Origin of the sequence: Anaerocolumna aminovalerica, assembly GCF_900115365.1 — a bacterium.
Lineage (GTDB): Bacteria > Bacillota > Clostridia > Lachnospirales > Lachnospiraceae > Anaerocolumna > Anaerocolumna aminovalerica.
This window is the reverse complement of sequence record NZ_FOWD01000025.1, coordinates 32,987-52,018: the sequence shown is the minus strand read 5'-3', so window position 1 is coordinate 52,018 and position 19,032 is coordinate 32,987. Positions and strand designations below refer to the sequence as shown.

Genomic DNA, 19,032 nt, shown 5'->3' with positions numbered 1-19,032 from the left:
TCCGTTCAAATTCATAAAATATAATTATCTATTTTGAGGTTTGAAACATTTCACTCTACTTAATTTCTTTCAGAATGAGAGAATGCTTCTTATTCCTTATCATAATTGTCTGAATATTCATCATCTTCATACTCGCCGTTATATTCAGAATCTTCATATCCTTCATTATAGGATGAGTTATAATCATAATTTGCAACCTGTGATTCGCTCTTAATATCAATCTTATAACCGGTCAGTCTTGCAGCCAATCTCGCATTCTGTCCTTCTTTTCCTATTGCTAGTGACAATTGATAATCCGGAACAATTACTTTTGCGCTTTTTTCTCCTTCTTCCACATGAACAGAGATTACTTTTGCAGGACTTAGAGCATTCTCTATTAATATAGCTGGATCATCGCTCCAGTTAATAATATCTATTTTTTCTCCCCGCAATTCATTTACAATAGCATTTACTCTTGCGCCGTTTAGACCAACACAAGCTCCAACCGGATCCACATCAGGATTATTGGTAGCTACCGCCATCTTGGTTCTGGAACCGGCTTCTCTTGCTATACTTTTAATTTCCACCGTTCCGTCTCTTACTTCGGTAACTTCTGCTTCGAATAATCTCTTTACCAGTTCCGGATGTGTTCTGGATACGGTAATTCTCGGGCCTTTTGTAGTATCTTTTACTTCCAGAACGTATAGTTTAATACGGTCTGTAGGTCTGAAATGCTCACCTTTCACCTGCTCGTTCTCTGTTAGTACAGCATCTACTTTACCCAGATTAATACTTATATTATCACCTACATAGCGTTGCACAATTCCAGTAACAACATCTTTTTCCTTACTGTAGTATTGATGAAACAATACTTTTCTTTCTTCTTCTCTGATTTTTTGTACTACTACCTGCTTTGCCTTTTGAGCTGCAATTCTTCCGAAATTACGAGGAGTTACTTCCACATGAACAACGTCCCCCACACTGTTCTTAGGGAATTTTAAAATTGCTTCTATTTCGCTTATTTGTGTAATAGGGTCTGTTACTGTTTCAACTATTTGACGCTCTGCATAAACATTAACGGCACCATTTTCTCTATTGATATTTACACGAATATTATCTGCTTTGCCAAAGTGATTTTTACAAGCTGCAACCAAAGAATTCTCAATTGCTTCCAATAGAATATCTTTACTTATGTCTTTTTCCTTTTCGATTTGATTTAGAGCTTCAATTAGCTCTTTATTATTGCTGTTACTATTATTCATTTTTTTGTTAATCCTCCTTTATATAATATCCTATCCGTTTTTTAAAAATCAAAAGCAAGACGTATCAAAGCAACATTACTTCTCGGTATATCTATAGTACTTTCATCTTCCAATTCTATTGTAAATTTTTCGTTATCATAATCTACTAAGAAACCAATATATTCTTTCTGCTTATTGATTGCTTTATATAATTTAATTTCTACTTCCTTATCAATGCTTCTTGCAAAATCTTTTTCTTTTTTCAGCTGTCTTCCAAGTCCAGGAGAACTTACCTCCAGTATATAAGCATCTGGGATAAAATCCTTTTCGTCCAATAAATCACTAAGCTGCCTGCTGACCGCTTCACAATCATCAACTGTAATGCCGCCTTCTTTATCAATAAATGCCCGCAAATACCAGTTACTGCCTTCTTTCACATATTCCACATCAACTAGTTCAAAATTATATTCTTGAATTATGGGTTCCAAAAGCTGTTCTGTTTTTTGTTCGTATTCTTCTTTCTTTGACATTTTTCCTCTTTCCTGCAGTTGATTTATAAAAGGACTTTATTGATGACTTGAAATTTTATAAGATATATTCCCTATCTTTATTAGTCCATTCTGCTATACTGCATATTTTCAAAAATATTCAGGTAAAAGTGTGAAAAGAAATTCTAAGTCAGCACAACACGCTGACTAAGTATTTCTAAGTTTCACACAGGAAGAACTCCACCATGAGAATCCATTGGAATTCTCATGGCGAATTTCTTCATCTATTATTTGAGATGTGGCAAAGCCACATCATGTCTGGAAGTGTGAAGAAAAAAAATAATATCTTCACATAGTGTAAATTGTTTCTTGACATAATACAAAGAGTGGACCTAAGTCCACTCCCTTCCGTTACTTTATCATGCTTACATTTGGTAATTATAGCACAATGTACTTTATATTGCAAGCCATATTTAAAATTTTTCCAAACTAGGCAGTGAGTGTAAAGTAATTAATAACGTTAATACAAATAGCCTTATCATATAGAATAAAGTATCAACCAGGCTATCTGAGTGTAGTTCTTAATCTCCTGTAATTATATATTTTATCAAAGAAGTCTTAAGTTTATACTAATTTTACAGACTTTTACCGACTCTTTTGTGTATCCCATAAAATAGAGGCAGTGTCTTAGTTTTAAATTAAGACCACTACCTCTACCTATTTATATCTATTTTCCCTTTAATAATTGGGATATTTCAGTAAAAACAACTCCCAGAGCATGTGCTCCTGCATCGGGATACCCAATACTTCGTTCACCCACAGTACCTGCTCTTCCCATTCGGGCAATGATTTGTTCTGTTTTCTTAGCCCCTTCAACAGCCGCAGCCGCACCTATCCGAAATGCTTCTGTAAAATCATCTGTTCTTTCTGCAATATCAGACCATGAATCGGCACAGGGAATTAAAGCGTCCATAAGGGTTTTGTCTCCAACTACAGCACCTCGTCCAAAGGAACGCTCCCCCGTTGATTGAATGCCCTTAACTACAGCCTGTAACATAGAGGCGAATTCTTTAATAGTCATTTCCTGTTTTCCCATTACATGTCTGCCGGCGGCACGGAATGCAGAACCCCATATAGGTCCAGAGGCACCACCACAATATTCCATGATTACTAATGAGCAGGCGTTTAAAAATGATCCTATAGTAAGACCAGGTGTATTGATAATAGAATTCCATTCCTTTTTCAATTGTTTGAAGCCTTTGGCTACACTCATACCAAAGTCTCCATCACCAGCGTGTGCGTCCAGTTCACAAAAAGGAACTTCATTCCTTATAATGGATTCACTCATCACATCTATAATATAAATTATATTTTCAAGGGTTATCTTTTCACCTATGGCAGCATATTCAGCAGATGTTTCCACTTCATAGGAAAAGTCATTCTTTATCTCTGGTTCTTCATAAGGTTCAAAAAAATCAGATGGAGGGCAAGGTCCATCAATTTTTATAGCCGGAGTTATACATGGTTGATTTAGAAGTTCCTCTAATTCCTCATCCAGTTTCATGATTGAAATGGATGCACCGGCCATATCAATACTTGTCATATAATTTCCTACGAAGGTACGTGCAATAGTAATTCCTCTGGCAGCCAATTCCCTGCCTACTGATGCATTCAACAGATAAAGTTCCATCAGTGGTGTTGCTCCAAAGCCGTTAATCAGCACCGCCACACGCTGTTTTTCTAAGGAGGTATTCAATGTTAACTCTTTACACAGGGAGTCTATCATTTTATTTGCCAGTTCATCTGCATGCATTACATTGCTTCTCTGAATTCCCGGTTCACCGTGAATTCCTACACCATATTCCATTTCATCCTCTTCCAATACAAAAGTCGGAGTACCTTTAGCCGGAACAGTACATGAACTTAATGCAAAACCAAGACTTTTAACGTTATCAATTGCTTTTTCTGCCAGCCTTTTTACTTCTGCAAGAGATTTTCCTTGCTCTGCTGCCCCGCCGGCAATTTTATGCACCAAAACTGTACCGGCTACGCCCCTGCGTCCTACGGTATATAAGCTATCTTGTACTGCAATGTCATCATCAACTTTTACGTAATCCACAAGAATGCCGTCTTCCTGGGCCATATATGCAGCATTTTTAAAGTTCATAATATCACCGCTATAGTTTTTAACAATAAGGAGAACTCCCTGCTTTGTTGCTGTCTCACGAATAGCATGATACACTTGAATCTGAGAAGGCGAAGCAAAGACATCTCCGCAAACAGCTGCATCCAGCATACCTTCCCCTACAAATCCTGCATGTGCAGGTTCATGTCCGCTTCCGCCGCCGCTGATAAGACTGACTTTATTTAAATTTTTCACTTTTCTGCGTATTATTTTATGCTTTGCTATTAATTCCAATTCCGGATGGGCAAGTGCAATCCCATGACACATTTCTCTTACAACAGTTTCCGGTTTATTGATTAGTTTTTTCATGATTTCTCTCCATTTTTTTCTTAAAGTCTTTACCTATACTGTCCGCAGTAACAATTGCAGCTACCACTGCTTCCGTTGTAACAGGAAATGGCATGGAATGAATGGACTCTTCTGGAATACATGCTTTTTCTGCTGCAAGTTTTAATTCATCTTCAGTATAAGAATCTATACCAATATCATTAAGACAAACTGGCAATCCTACTGATAAACAAAAATTTAAAACCTCGTCCAATTCTGTTTTTGGAGCATTTTCCAGTACTAATTGAACAATCGTTCCAAAAGCCACCTTCTCTCCATGGTAGTATTTATGAGTTCCTTCAAAAAGTGTCAAACCGTCGTGAATTGCATGAGCAGCAGCCAACCCACCGCTTTCAAAGCCAAGACCGGAGAGTAAAATATTTGCCTCTATAATATTTTCAAGAGCTTTGGTAACCTGATTTTTATCACAGGCATGTTTAGCACTCACGCCATCTTCAAGTAATGTATGGTAGCAGAGTTTTGCAAGAGCTAAAGCTGTCTTTGTTGATTTTGCCTCACCGCATTTTTTCTCACGAAAACCACATGGTAATCCTGCATTTACATTGGCATATGCTGCACTGGTAGCACGTGCTTCAAAATAAGTGGATAATGCATCCCCCATACCGGAAACAAGAAAACGGGTAGGTGCCTTTGATATAATAGTTGTATCAATTAATACAACACTTGGACTTTGTTTAAAATAAGCATAATCGTCAAAGGAACCCTCTTCCGTATAAAGCACTGCTGAATGGCTGGTTGGAGCATCCGTTGCCGCTATGGTAGGAACAATAATCAACGCTTCTCCTTCAGCAACACATTTTGAGGTATCAATTGCCTTACCGCCCCCAAGGCCAATTGTACAGTCACAATTATTATCCTTTGCAACTTGTTGTAAACGTGCTACTTCCTTACGGGAACATTCACCGCTAAAACCGCTTTCTACAAATGAGATTCCATATTGTTCTGCAGTTTGCTGTAATTGTTCCTTTACACGTGCAACATCATCTTTATGGGCAATAAGTAATGCAGTTTTTCCAAAAGTAGAAACAAAATATCCCAAATTTAATAATTCATTTTCCCCTTGAACATATTTTGTAGGACAGATAAATGCTTTTCTCATCTTTATAGCCTCCTGTATTTTATATGGTATTTAGCTTAAATTTTCTTCCATTTGATTCATGGTTATTTCACCTCGAATCATAGTAAATTGAACATGAATATCTTCGTCAAACACAATAATATCTGCATCTTTGCCCGGAGTAATACTGCCTTTTGCCTGGTCAATTCTCATTACTCTGGCCGGTGAAAGAGTTATCATTTTAACAGCCTCTGTCAAAGGTACCTGAGCTACATTAACCATAGTGCGCACCAAACGGTCAGCAGTAGCTACACTACCTGCAAATGCCCTTCTGTCCGGTAATTTTGCCACACCATCTTCTACAATAACTTTCTGGCCGGTTGACTGATTGCCCAGTACATATTCTCCTTCCGGACAGCCTGCTGCCCTCATGGAATCTGTTACAAGACAGATCTTATCCGGACCTTTCACCTTATAAATTAACTTTAATAAGCTTTCCGGCAAATGCATTCCATCAGCAATCACTTCCACAAACATATCATCAATTAAATATCCGCTTTCTACAACACCGGCGTAGCGGAATGAATTAATTCTCTTTACCATGGACATACCGGAATAAAAATGGGTCAATAAATGAAATCCATTTTCGTAAGCCCTGACTACGTCTTCATAAATTGCATTACTATGGCCGATAGAACACACAATTCCTTTTTTGGCCAGTTCTCTTCCCATCTCCAATGCTCCTGGCAGTTCCGGCGCGATAGTCCAACGAACAATATCATTACTATAATCAATAATTTGTGTATAGGCTTCTTTTTTAGGATCCGTAATATGCCTAGGGTCTTGAGCACCTCTCTGTTCCATGGAGAAGTATGGACCTTCCAAGTGAATACCTAAAATATTAGGAATACCCTTTACTTTTTTACATTCTTTTACATAATCCAATGTACGGAATAAATCATCCATGTTACTGGTAAGTGTTGTAGGTACGATGGAAGTAGTACCATACCTCATATGAGCCCTGGCAGCTTCTATAATAGACTCAACTGTGCCATCCATAAAATCGTGACCGCCCCCGCCATGAGTATGAATATCAATAAATCCTGGAGAAATATATTGTCCTTTTACATCGATTACCAAGTCCGTATCCTGAAACTCTGTATATCCACCTTCAATAATTTGTTCAATGACTCCATTTTCTACAATAACTCCTGCATTTTCAATTACTCGAAGAGGTGTTATAACTTTACCGTTTTTTAAAATTTTTCTCATCCGCTTCCCCCTTTATTTTGCTTGCAAGCTATTATATTTATTCTATTGGGAAGGAATCTCTGTCTACATATAAAATGCAGTTTGAGTGGTTACGAAGAATAGATGCAGGACAGCCGGTTGTAACTGGCCCTCTTAAGGAGTTATATACTGCTTCTTTTTTATTAACTCCGGGAACCATACTAAATAAATATCCTGCTGATAGGAGTGCCGGAATAGTAAGAGTTACTGCATGGGTAGGGACTTCATCAATACTGTTAAAACAGCCGTCATTTACTTGCTGTTGTCTGCACATGTGGTCTAATTCTACTATCTTAACTTTCTTTGGATCATTAAAATCGGCTACCGGCGGATCATTAAATGCAATATGTCCATTTTCACCAATGCCTAAACATACAATATCAATCCCTTGTTCATCCAATAATGCAGCGTATCTCTCACACTCTTTATCAGGATCAGCTTTATCCGGCATGATTAGCTGTACCTTACCGGGTTTTATAATATCAAATAAATATTTTCTTAGAAAACCACTGAATCTTTGGGGCGCATCTAAATCAAGACCTATATATTCATCCATATGGAAAGCCTCTACTTTCTCCCATGGAATATCTTTTATTTCAGTTAATGTTTTTAAAAACTCACTTTGAGAAGGTGCTGCTGCAAATACCATACGTATTTTATCTTTTTTCTGCAATAAATCTTTCATAGCATTAGCCACATCATAAGCTGCAGTTTTTCCCATCTGCTCTCTTGTTGAAAATACCCTTAGTTGTAATTGATCGATCTTTTCAGTATAGACATATTTATACATAGAAACCTCCTGATTATGTAGTCATTATTTTTTTACAATTTATTAAGTCAAAGCAGATATTCCACTTGCCCATAGGCAAGTTTATCCGCTTACGCTACGGCTCTAACCTCATTACCACTACGTGGCATTTCAGCAGGAGCCCTAACTCCTGCTGAAACAGGCAAGTCCTTACCCCCGCTTACAAAAGCGGGAGACTTACCTGATAAGGTTAAACTAATTAAGTATTTCTTTTTTAGAATAAATCCCATGTTTTTATCTTTATTTTTAAAAACATGAGATTCATTCATTACCTTTTTGAAATAGGAATAAATTTACTAATATAAATTCTCAAATGTTGATTCTCTCTAATCGTTATTCTTTCCTTCCATCACACTTATTTTATATTCCCGGGGAGAAACACCAAAATATTTTTTAAATGCTTTGGAAAAGCTTCTTGGGTCCGTATAACCTACACGGCAACAAATTTCAGAAATTAAACTTTCCGGATTTCTTAGCATCAAACGGGCCTTTTCCATTCTAACCTGAGTTAAATAATCAGAAAAATTCATATTTGTTTTCTTTTTAAATAAACGGCTGATATAATGGAGATTTAGATGAAACATTTCTGAAATTGCTTCCAAACTTGCATCTTCATAATTATCATCAATATATTTTTTAATCTGTTCAATGCTCCCTAAGTATTCTTCATTTTCCTCTACATCTTCCATATTCTCTTTGTCAAGTTCCATGCGGAGTTCAGAGAAAACCTGTTTTAGTTCTTCATATTTTGTTGGCTTAAGAATATAGTATCTTACCCCATAACGCATACTTGACCTTGCATAGTCAAATTCCCCATGTGCACTTAACAATACTATTTTTATATTTAAATTATTTTCAAATATATACTTTGCAACCTCGATTCCAGTAACACGAGGCATCATAATATCAATTAAAAGTGCATCTATTTTATTCTCACTAAAGAAGTCAATGGCTTCCTTTCCATCTGCACAGACACCTGCCACTTCAAAACCTTCTTGCTCCCATGGAATAAAATTTGCTAAGCTTGTACGAATGGTAACTTCATCATCAACAATGAGTAATTTATACATGGTAATCCTCCATATTTCCAATGCCCGCGAATTTGGGTGCAAGCACTATTCTCCTATCATACTTCTGCTTTTATCTATTCATCCTGTCTGCCTTTTTGCAATATTTTCTCTTTGAATGAATCAATATCTACAATGGTACCCTCTTTTCTGGAAACTTCCGCTGCAAAGGCCATAATGTGACTTTCAACGGATAGAACAGCACTTGTCCTTGCACTCTTCCAATTTCCTTTCTTTAGGATATCCACTATATCCTTCATTAACATGGCATCCCCGCCGCTATGGGCACCTGCATACACTTTAGGTCGTATGGTTGTTTCAGAAGTTTCACCAAATCTTCTTACCGTAATATAGTTCTTTTCCAAATTAGCACGAAGATCACCTTTCGTTCCTAATATACGTATTTCACGGGTTTCTGTTGTATTAAAACCATTTAAGTTAAAAGAAGCCGTTATATCATCCTCATAAAGCATATTAACAACCTGATGATCGCAGACTGTATTGTCACAATGGTATACACAACGACCGTAATCAGTTTCCCTAACTGCTTTTATTCTTGCTTCCAGTGATGTATCTACGCTTATCATACTTGTAGGCCAGGAGGTATCATCTGTTAAATATTGCTTACATGCAGAGAATGGGCAATCCTTTTCGATGGAGCAGTCCATACATCTTTTTGCAGAACCTACCGGAGCATTTTCCTCTTTAAAATATGTTAAGGAGCCAAAAGAACTTATTTTTTTACACTTCTTACCGATTAACCAATTTAAAATATCAAGGTCATGACAGGATTTTGCCAGTATAATAGGACTTAAATTTCTAAAATTACCACGTACATAACTATGAGCAATATGTGTATAAGAAACATTTTCTGCATGATGTACGGATATAATTCTACCAATCTCATCTTTTTCAAGAAGTTGTTTTATTGTACTGAATAAAGGAGTGTATCTTAAAACATGGCACACCAGTAACTGGCAGTTGTTTTCCTTAGCAAGACGTACAAGCTCTAGACTTTCCCATGGATCAGGAGACATTGGTTTTTCTAATAAACAATTATATCCTATTTCCAATACCATTTTTGCCACTTCAAAATGCCCTGCGTCCAGATTTGCTACAATTACCAAGTCAATGTCACTTACATTCTCTAACATTGCTTTTGCATTGAGAAATCTTCTTTCACTGGGAACATGATATTTGTCTCCAAACTGTTCTAATCTCTTAGGATTAATATCACATGCACATACTACTTCTGCTTCATCCGGATGACTCAGTGTATAATCCGAGTAAGCCGAGCCTCTGAATCCACAACCTATAACCGCCAACTTTATTATATCATTCTTTTTCAATTTAACACGCTCCTTCTTACCCTTTTAATCCCGAAGTCGCAATACCCTCTACAAAATAGGGCTGCGCTATGAAGAATAAAATTATACTTGGTAACAAACTGATTAATGTATTGGCAAGGAGAGGTCCCCATGCAACACTGGATGTACTGTCAATCAAACTTCTCAAAAACAAGGATACTGTAAATTTATCTACGGAACTTATATATATTAATTGATTAATATAATCGTCCCATGTCCAAATAAATGTAAATATTGCTATAGAGAATAATACTGGTTTACATAATGGCATTATGATTTTTAAAAATATGCCGAATGTGCTGCAACCATCAATATATGCTGCTTCATCAAGGTCTTTGGGAATACCTCTGATAAATTGAACCATTAAAAATATATGGAATCCATTTACCGCACAAAAAGCAGGAACAATAAATGGCAGGTAACTATCAATCCAACCTATGTTACTAAACATAATATATTTGGGTATTAAGGTTACCTGTGCAGGAAGCATCATAGTTGCCAGCATAAATATAAACAGTATCCCTTTCCCTTTAAAATGTAATCTTGCAAATGCAAATGCTGTTAAAGCACTGGATATAACAGTTCCTACTATTACCACACCTACCAAAATAAAAGTATTTTTTAAAAAATAACCAAAGCTATGAGTAGGATTTATAAACCAGCCATCAATAAAATTTTGTAAAGTAAAATTTTCACTAATTAATTTAAAGTCACTGCCAAATATCTCTGTACCCGGTTTAAATGCACTGCTGATGAGCCATACCATAGGGAATAGCATTATGAAGCTGCCTGCAATTAAAATTAAATGGTTTACTATTTTTTTCCCTTTCTCATTCATTGAAAAGCACCTGCCTTTTTACTAATTTTCATAATACACCCACCTTTTAGACGACCCGAATATTAACAATGTAACACCTAATATAATCAATGTTAATATCCATGCCAATGCGGAAGAATAGCCCATTCTATGAGATTCAAAAGCAGTCCTGTAAAGATGCAGCATATATACGTATGTAGAATCAGCCGGGCCGCCGTTGGTAATAACGGAAACCTGAGTAAATACCTGAAACGCATTAATTATACCCATAATCAAGTTAAATAAAATCGTGGAAGATATCATAGGAAGAGTTACGCTGAAAAATTGTCTTACTTTATTGGCACCATCAATATCAGCAGCTTCATATAAATCTTTTGGCACTTGTTTTAGTGCTGCCAGAAACACTACCATAGCGGAACCAAACTGCCATGCACCCATCATAGCAAGTGTTCCTAACGCCATATCAGGACTTGTGAGAAAATCGAATGGCCCTAATCCTATATGACTTAAAAGCTGGTTTACAAAACCATCTCTTGAAAGAACGATTTTCCACGTTACTGCCATAGCCACACCGGCACCGATAATTGATGGAATATAGTAAATAGTACGATAGATTGCCATACCTTTTATTTTCTTATTTAGTAGTTTAGCAACTAGTAATGCAGCTACGGTTTTTACGGGGACAAACATAAGTACATATAGAAACGTAGTAACCAAGCTGGTTTTGAACATTCTGTCATCAAAAAACATTTCTTTATAATTATCAAGTCCTATAAATTTTGTATTACCATATATGGAATAGTCCGTAAAGGACAGCCCTAAAGATTGTATCATAGGCCAGATCGTGAATGCTGCTACTCCAATAAGCCAGGGTAAAAGAAATAAAAATGCTTCTTTATTATTGTATTTTGCGTTACTTATTTGTTTTGTTTTTACTCCGAACACAATAAGCTCCTTTCTTTCGGATAATCAGAACCTATAATTAAAATAGCAAGGGGAAGAATGACATCTTCTGTCTTGCCATTTTAATTATAATAAGTCCTACTTATTACTCATAAAACTTCTGAAGAATCTTATTACATTCCGCTTCAACTACATCTAAGAATTCTTGAGGAGTATATTTTCCATACATCATATTCTCAAATTCACGTTTAAATAAAGCATGGATTTCCATATAACCTGCTGGAAATGGTTCATTTGAAATATCATCTGAAGTAGATTTTTCAATACATTCAAACATTTTTATTTCTGCATCGCTAAGGGTATTTACTAAGCGGCTGCGAATGAGGCCATTACTTGGCACACCACGCTCAAGTGCCAAAATATCACCTGCTTCTTCATTATTAACAAGGAAATTAATTAATTCGGCAGAAGCTTCCGGAGACTTGGAATCTTTTGTAATGCTATATACCATAGAAGGATTAATCCAAAATGCCTCTTTTTCCATGCCCTTTGGAGTACGCTCTATACCAAAATTAAGTCCTGCACTCATATATGCCTGGGTAATAGGTGAATAATGGATAATCATTGCAACTCTTTTTGTTTGAAAGTCATCAACATTTTGAGGATTGGAAGCAGTTATTTCCATAGGTGGCATAATGCTTTCATCTAGAGGTTTCTTTATGAATTCTACTGCTGCAAGACCTTCTGGAGAGTTAAATTTTACTGATTTTAAATCATCACTCCACAGTTTACCGCCACGTTCATATACATACTTTTTAAATGTCAGATCTGCTCCTGCCGGATCTTCCATATATGCAGTGCCCCAAACATCGATTTTACCATCGCCGTCCGTATCCATGGTCAGTTCCTTTGCTGCTTTCATGTAATCTTCCCATGTCCAGCTGTCTGTTGGATATTCCACTCCCGCCTGATCAAAGTAATCTTTATTATAGAATAGTAAAGAAGTACTTACACCTGCAGGAATCGCATATAATTTTCCGTCAATACGGTACATGTCTAAAGTTGCCTCAGAAAGTTTACTTACATCTATAATGCCTTTCTCAATGTACTCATCCAATGGGACAAGCTGCTTTCTTGCTACATATTCGGAGACATTGGTATAGGACAGCTGTACAATATCAGGTCCGGTACTTGCTGCAAGCTGTGTTGTTAGTTTGTCAAAGTAACCGTCCCAACCGGAATATTCTGTCTTTACCGTTATATCGGGATTGATTCCCTTATATAGTTCCAGTGCATCTACAGTGGCTTTATGCCGTGTTTCACCTCCCCACCACATAAAACGAATATCACTATTGGTCTTAGTACCCTGTTTGTTTGTTGTTTCTGTTGTTCCTTCTTTCTTATTGGCTGATGAGCAACCGGCTAAAACGGTAATAGAAAGCAGAGCAACACATAATAACACAAATACCTTTTTCTTTTTCATAAAGATCCCCTTTCAAAAATTTTTTGTGGTTTTAGACAAATTCATTGTATCATAGCAGCTTTTTATTAGTGAGATTGCACTTTGCATTAAATATACACTGTATTTGACTCTTTTCTCTTTTATGTGTTTCCTATTTGACATTAGTGCAAATTCAACACCTATCAGCAGCTATTATTTATCTGTTTCACCTTGATGAAAGGGAATAAAATTCTCAATTTCACTGGAGCTGTCACAAGGCAGAAGAATGGTCACAATGGTTCCCCATCCCTCTTTACTTTTTATAGTAAGGCTGCATTGATTCTCATAAACTAATTTAAGCCGTTTATAAACATTTTTTACACCAATATGTAAACCTGGGGTTTCATTTTGATCACTGTCCAAGGTTTGAGTGATTTCATTCAGCCTTTCTTTTGGAATTCCTTTGCCTGTATCTGTTATTTGAAGGCATATTTGCTCACCTTTAGAATATAATGCAATTTTTAATTTACTTTTACCTTCACTTTCTTTAATACCATGATATATGGCATTTTCCACAAGGGGTTGTATAACTAGTTTTATTATGTAATAATTCTCAAGTTCTTTGTCAATATCCCATATTACTTCGAATTGTTCCTGATAGCGTTCCAGCTGAATTGCAAGATAGCTTCTTGCATATGCTATCTCTTCTTTCATGGCAACTTTTTCGTTTGGATTGCTCAAAGAATATTTTAAAACATCGGAGAGATTCCCCAGCATTTCACTGACATGATTTGTGATACCCAGATGTTTTACAATTCCCCAATTAATTGTTTCCAGTGTATTAAACAAAAAATGAGGGTTTATTTGTGACTGTAAAGCTAAAAGTTCCATCGCCTCGTATTTACTCTTTCGCTCATTTAACTGTGCTTTTATGAAACGGCTTTCGATAAAAACTTTAACCATGTTCTGTATAATGTATCCATACTCATCCTTAACTTTTGATTGAAGTTCCGGTAAAGGATGGGAAGCATCTGCGGCTTCGATAATACGGTAAATGGCAAATACTCTCTCATAGTTTCGTTTGGATATTATGTAAGAAGCAATAAGTATTATAATTATACTGATGAATAATATAATAGCAATGATCTGGCTGACCCGGTATGAAAAATCATAAAGCTGGCGCATAGGTACCCGGGAGATATAGGAGTATCCATTATCGTTGGATTTCACTGTAATATATCTGATACCGGGATTATTGCTATTCCCACTGCCGGATTCATTATCATATATAAAAGTATAAATTTCCTCCCCATTTTCAGAATAGATACTTATCTCCTGCCCCTGTAAGAGTTTTAGGGCACTTAATCTCTCATCTAAATAGGAAGCATTTATATTAAGAGCAACTGTCCCAACCTGCTTAAGCCCTATATACAGTTTTCGATAGGCTGTTATTACACTGGTAGGCTCTTCAAAAGAATAACGTGAAACTTCTCTATGTTTTATCCATGTCATGCTGTCTTTTTGTTCTAATTGCTTTGCATCCTCAAGCCATTTCTTATCCAAAAACTGTTCCGGTTTCACCATTCCCTCATTACTTACGATAAAACTGTTTTTCGAGTTATTAATATATACATAGATTGAATGTACATACATCCTTGATTTGCAAGGGTATTAATGAAGTTAAGCATTTCCTGCTCAACCATACGTTTTTCAGCTGTACTGTTACTGGCATCCACATAATCGGTATATTCTGATGTCTTTGTATAAAATTCAAAATTCAAGCTTAAAGAGTTAACTTCACTAAGAATGGTTTCCACATTAGTACGGATTTGGATTAATAGATTTTCATTATTTTTATTTAATTCTTTTAATACAGAATTATTAACAAAATATATGGTGAATCCTCCGAATAACAAGATTACAATAAATATTGGAAATGCAAAAGAAATAAAACTTTTAATAAACCACTTTTTTTTCATAAAATTATTCCTCCGTTTTTGCATTTAATAGCCCGTTAGTTTTTATGCACATTGCCTTACCTTTCTAATATTTATATATTTTTTTGTATATTATTAAATAAGTATATTTTATTTATATGTTAAAATCAATTGCCATTCGACAAAATCACCTATATTTCTCTCCGAACCAGATCTGTCTTTGTCATTGGAGTATCGGTTCCGGCAATTTATCATCTCATAATAATGACAGCACTTTCTGTGGAGAGAAATTTCAATTTTAAAAAACTTGCTTTTTCAACCTATCCAATAAAAAAGGCTCTGCATCTAGTATCTGGGAGGATTCCTTAGGAATCTCATAGCACTTGACACAGAGCAAAAAAATCCAGTCGTACTGGTTACAGTTCCATTTACGGCCGGATTCTTAGATCTACTAATTAGTTTTTTAATTGAGTTATCTATAAATTAATTTATTTCTAATTGAGTTATTCTAATTGAGTTTATACTTTGTTGATTTATTTTTTATTGATTTATTTTTTATTAATTATAGGAACCATTATCTACGATGTGCAAGTTCTTTTACAATATCATCCCAATCCAAATTACATTGAGCCATTAAGACCATCAAATGATAAAGATAATCAGAAATTTCGTATTTTAATTCCTCTGAATCCGGATTTTTCGCGGCAATAATGATTTCCGTTGCTTCTTCTCCGCATTTTTTCAGTATCTTATCAATTCCCTTATCAAAAAGGTAATTGGTATAAGAACCTTCTTTGGGATTTTGCTTTCGATCTTTAATAATATTGTAAACATCGGTTAAAACAGTGAAAGGGTTGGTATCATCATATTCCTTTTTGTACAGATTTGTAAAGAAACAACTTTGGCTTCCCGTATGACATGCAGCACCGATTTGAAGTACTTTCGCTAATATAGTATCTTTATCACAATCAATTAACATGGATTTAACATATTGGTAATGTCCGGAAGTCTCTCCTTTGATCCATAGAGATTGACGACTTCTGCTATAATAGGTCATTTTCCCTGTCTCCAGGGTCTTTTGAAAGGCTTCTTCATTCATATAAGCAACCATTAGCACTTCACTTGTCTTATAATCCTGTACAACAACGGGAATTAATCCGGCATCATTTAACTTAAATTCTCGAAAATCCATGGAGCTTTCAAAGGTGTTGACTTGAATATCCTGAGCTTTTAGAGAAAACTTGACTTTAGCTAAGTCTTTATCCTTATAATGATTGGTGGACACACCAAGTACATTAGCAGGCTCTAAAAGGCTGGCAATATCATTTTTGGTAAGACTGTCTCTAATAATAACCGGCAGTTGTAAAGAGAAAATTGTTTCTACCATATCCCCTGTTAATTCAACATGTTTTAATAAAATAGCATACACACCGGAGTCATATAATTCTGACATAAATGCAGCTTTTTGAATATCTTTATAATCTTCTAATTCAACCACTATTTTATCTTTTCCAAAACGTTTGGAAGCTTCCTCTAAAACCTTCTTGTCTTTTAATATGGAATACTTTATGACTATATAGGCAGCCCCTGTATATAAAGCCTTCTTTACATCTTCAAAACGTTTTACGTAACAGCCCACATATACCGGAATATCCACCTGTTTAACTATCTCCTTAACAACACATAAGAATTCCTCTTCCGAGACTTCATCCATGGAATAATTATATAAAAATATTGCATCAGCACCGCTGTAATCATATTTGGCGGCCTCATTTATTATATTGGCTGCTATTTCATTTTCACAATTTATATAAGGTATAATTTTTTTATACAAAAAATCCTCCATTCTGCTGAAACACCGCGAATTTGGGCGTCAGCACAAATTTGCCGTGTGGAAAATCTTTATTTTCCACACTACCTCCTTAGTCCACCGTTCCTTTTGTGGATAGCACATCTTCAATTCTTTCATCATATTGAACTGCCTGATCCAAAGCTTTTGCAAAAGCTTTAAATGCAGCTTCAATAATATGATGATTGTTAGAACCATGAATTAGTTTTATGTGAAGATTCATCCCTGCTGAGTAAGAAACAGCATAAAAGAATTCTTTTACCAATTCCGTTTCCATATAACCTACTTTTTCTGCAGTTAAAGGAAGGTCAAATACCAGATAAGGCCTGCCGGATAAATCAAGAGCACATATTACCAAGGTTTCATCCATTGGAATCATTGCATTTCCATACCGTTTAATTCCCTTTTTGTCTCCTAATGCATTACGAATTGCCTGGCCTAAAACAATGCCGGTATCTTCTACTGTATGGTGAGAGTCTACATGTAAGTCGCCATTTGTAATTAAATTCAAATCAAAAAATCCATGTCTTGCAAAGTTATCTAACATATGATTAAAGAAACCGACTCCTGTTTCAATAATCCCCTTACCTGTTCCATCTAAATTCAATTCCAGAATAATATCTGTCTCTTTTGTTTTTCGTTCTACTTTTGCATTTCTACTCATTTTTATAACTATGCTCCTTTCAAAGGTTGAAAGAATGGCATTTCTTCAACCTTCCAAACATGATACCCCTTTTCGGCATCTTAAATAATGTTTGAAAATGCTTTTTCTTCAAGTGAAGGTGCTTTTTCTTCCAAGTGTGAAGATATCTATTTTTCTTCACACTTTCCTCCTATCTATTCTTCGAATCTTATAGATATGGAATTGGCATGTGCAGTTAATCCTTCTGCATTGGCAAACTTAACAATATCTTTGTATATTGGCTCTAATGCTTCTTTTGAATAAGCTATAATACTGGATTTTTTAATAAAATCATCCACACTAAGTGGTGAAAAGAATTTAGCGGTTCCGTTGGTAGGCAGTACATGATTAGGCCCTGCAAAATAATCTCCCAATGGTTCGCTGCTGTATTCTCCTAAGAAAATAGCCCCTGCATTTTTAATTTTTGTCATAACATGAAATGGATCTTTCGTTACAATTTCCAGATGTTCGGAAGCGATTTCATTAGCTGTTTCAATGGCTTCTTCCAATGTGTCTGTTAATAAAATATAACCGTAATTGTCCAAAGACTTTTGAATGATTTCTTTTCTGGATAACTGTGCAACAAATTTATCCACCTCTTCCGATACCTTTTCTGCCAATTCTTTACTTGTTGTAATTAGAATGGAAGATGCCAGTTCATCATGCTCTGCCTGGGACAGTAAATCTGCCGCCACAAATCTTGGATTGGCACTTTCATCTGCAAGAACTAAGATTTCACTTGGACCTGCTATGGAGTCAATGCTTACATGACCATAGACCGCTTTTTTGGCAAGAGCCACATATATATTACCGGGGCCCACTATTTTATCCACTTTCTTAATACTTTCTGTTCCAAAGCTAAGTGCTGCTATAGCCTGAGCTCCCCCTACTTTATATATTTCTGTAACACCGGCTTCTTTTGCTGCTACCAAAGTTCCTTCATATATTTTACCGTTCCTTCCCGGTGGTGTCACCATTGCTATTCTTTCAACACCGGCTACCTTTGCAGGAATGACATTCATTAATACGGATGAGGGATAAGCTGCTTTACCTCCCGGAACATAAACACCAACTGCGCCTATAGCAGTAACCTTCTGGCCTAATAAACTGCCATCCGGTTCACTGTCAAACCAACTGTATTGTTTTTGCTTTCTGTGGTAAACATCAATATTATTTGCAGCTTTACGTATAACTTCTACTATAGAGGGATCTAATAAGGAATAAGCTTCCTCTATCTCTTCCTCTGTTACTTTTATATTACCTGCATTAATATCCGCTTTATCAAATTCTTTGGTGTATTCAAATATTGCTTCGTCTTGCCTGGATTTAACTTCTTCTATTATATTATTCACTGTATTGGTATATTCTTCATATTGGTTGGGACTTCTTTTTAAAAGGCTTTCTAATATGTTCTTCTTGGATTCGGAATCTAATCTTATGGTTCTCATAGGAGGCTCCTTTCTTTATACCTGTGTATTGTTTAATGGTTGGCGTAAAACTTATATTTTAACCTCATAGGTAAGGACTTGCCTGTTTCAGCAGGAGTTCAACTCCTGCTGAAATGCCACGTAGC

Annotated in this window: 17 protein-coding genes; all 17 read right to left on the bottom strand. The window is 35.9% G+C overall.

Annotated elements, in window-relative coordinates; translation table 11 throughout:
* Nucleotides 1-89: 89 nt before the first annotated feature.
* The 17 genes from nusA to hisD all read right to left on the bottom strand — a co-directional run bounded on the left by nusA (nt 90) and on the right by hisD (nt 18,907).
* Nucleotides 90-1,241 carry a transcription termination factor NusA gene (gene nusA / locus BM183_RS13805; protein ID WP_091687458.1) on the bottom strand — a complete coding sequence of 384 codons (1,152 nt, stop codon included), beginning with the start codon at nt 1,239-1,241 and terminating at the stop codon, nt 90-92.
* A 41-nt stretch (nt 1,242-1,282) separates the two neighbouring features.
* Nucleotides 1,283-1,750 (bottom strand): ribosome maturation factor RimP, encoded by a 468-nt coding sequence (gene rimP, locus BM183_RS13800; protein WP_091687457.1) that lies wholly within the window; start codon nt 1,748-1,750, stop codon nt 1,283-1,285.
* Between the two features lie 685 nt (nt 1,751-2,435).
* Complete coding sequence (gene dhaK / locus BM183_RS13795) at nt 2,436-4,202, bottom strand: dihydroxyacetone kinase subunit DhaK (RefSeq protein ID WP_091687456.1); 1,767 nt, start codon at nt 4,200-4,202, stop codon at nt 2,436-2,438.
* The gene (locus BM183_RS13790) at nt 4,183-5,340 is read right to left on the bottom strand and encodes a glycerol dehydrogenase (RefSeq protein ID WP_091687455.1); all 1,158 of its coding nucleotides are present in this window, start codon (nt 5,338-5,340) and stop codon (nt 4,183-4,185) included. The genes dhaK and BM183_RS13790 overlap by 20 nt, the downstream gene beginning before the upstream one ends.
* Nucleotides 5,341-5,370: 30 nt before the next feature.
* Entirely contained in the window at nt 5,371-6,570 is a 1,200-nt protein-coding gene (gene nagA / locus BM183_RS13785; RefSeq protein WP_091687454.1) for an N-acetylglucosamine-6-phosphate deacetylase, read from the bottom strand.
* A 37-nt stretch (nt 6,571-6,607) separates the two neighbouring features.
* Entirely contained in the window at nt 6,608-7,378 is a 771-nt protein-coding gene (locus BM183_RS13780; protein ID WP_091687453.1) for a glucosamine-6-phosphate deaminase, read from the bottom strand.
* Between the two features lie 89 nt (nt 7,379-7,467).
* Nucleotides 7,468-7,626, bottom strand: coding sequence for a hypothetical protein (locus BM183_RS20750; RefSeq protein WP_170848017.1), 159 nt, complete (start codon nt 7,624-7,626; stop codon nt 7,468-7,470).
* A 96-nt stretch (nt 7,627-7,722) separates the two neighbouring features.
* Entirely contained in the window at nt 7,723-8,466 is a 744-nt protein-coding gene (locus BM183_RS13770) for a response regulator transcription factor (RefSeq protein WP_091687451.1), read from the bottom strand.
* Nucleotides 8,467-8,540: 74 nt separating this feature from the next.
* A complete protein-coding gene (locus BM183_RS13765; RefSeq protein ID WP_091687450.1) occupies nt 8,541-9,812 on the bottom strand; it encodes a Gfo/Idh/MocA family protein in 1,272 nt (423 codons plus the stop codon).
* Between the two features lie 16 nt (nt 9,813-9,828).
* Nucleotides 9,829-10,668: a carbohydrate ABC transporter permease gene (locus BM183_RS13760; protein ID WP_091687449.1), complete on the bottom strand. Its 840-nt coding sequence runs from the start codon at nt 10,666-10,668 to the stop codon at nt 9,829-9,831.
* 21 nt (nt 10,669-10,689) lie between these two features.
* Entirely contained in the window at nt 10,690-11,592 is a 903-nt protein-coding gene (locus BM183_RS13755; RefSeq protein ID WP_242960998.1) for a carbohydrate ABC transporter permease, read from the bottom strand.
* 103 nt (nt 11,593-11,695) lie between these two features.
* Nucleotides 11,696-13,033, bottom strand: a complete 1,338-nt coding sequence (locus tag BM183_RS13750; RefSeq protein ID WP_091687448.1) for an ABC transporter substrate-binding protein — start codon at nt 13,031-13,033, stop codon at nt 11,696-11,698.
* A 171-nt stretch (nt 13,034-13,204) separates the two neighbouring features.
* The gene (locus BM183_RS13745) at nt 13,205-14,572 is read right to left on the bottom strand and encodes a sensor histidine kinase (protein ID WP_170848016.1); all 1,368 of its coding nucleotides are present in this window, start codon (nt 14,570-14,572) and stop codon (nt 13,205-13,207) included.
* A 14-nt stretch (nt 14,573-14,586) separates the two neighbouring features.
* Nucleotides 14,587-14,970, bottom strand: a complete 384-nt coding sequence (locus BM183_RS20540) for a hypothetical protein (protein WP_139221529.1) — start codon at nt 14,968-14,970, stop codon at nt 14,587-14,589.
* Between the two features lie 532 nt (nt 14,971-15,502).
* Complete coding sequence (gene hisIE, locus BM183_RS21300) at nt 15,503-16,762, bottom strand: bifunctional phosphoribosyl-AMP cyclohydrolase/phosphoribosyl-ATP diphosphatase HisIE (RefSeq protein WP_276326335.1); 1,260 nt, start codon at nt 16,760-16,762, stop codon at nt 15,503-15,505.
* 88 nt (nt 16,763-16,850) lie between these two features.
* Nucleotides 16,851-17,441, bottom strand: coding sequence for an imidazoleglycerol-phosphate dehydratase HisB (gene hisB / locus BM183_RS13735; RefSeq protein ID WP_091687445.1), 591 nt, complete (start codon nt 17,439-17,441; stop codon nt 16,851-16,853).
* 173 nt (nt 17,442-17,614) lie between these two features.
* Nucleotides 17,615-18,907, bottom strand: a complete 1,293-nt coding sequence (gene hisD / locus BM183_RS13730) for a histidinol dehydrogenase (protein ID WP_091687444.1) — start codon at nt 18,905-18,907, stop codon at nt 17,615-17,617.
* Nucleotides 18,908-19,032: the final 125 nt, after the last annotated feature.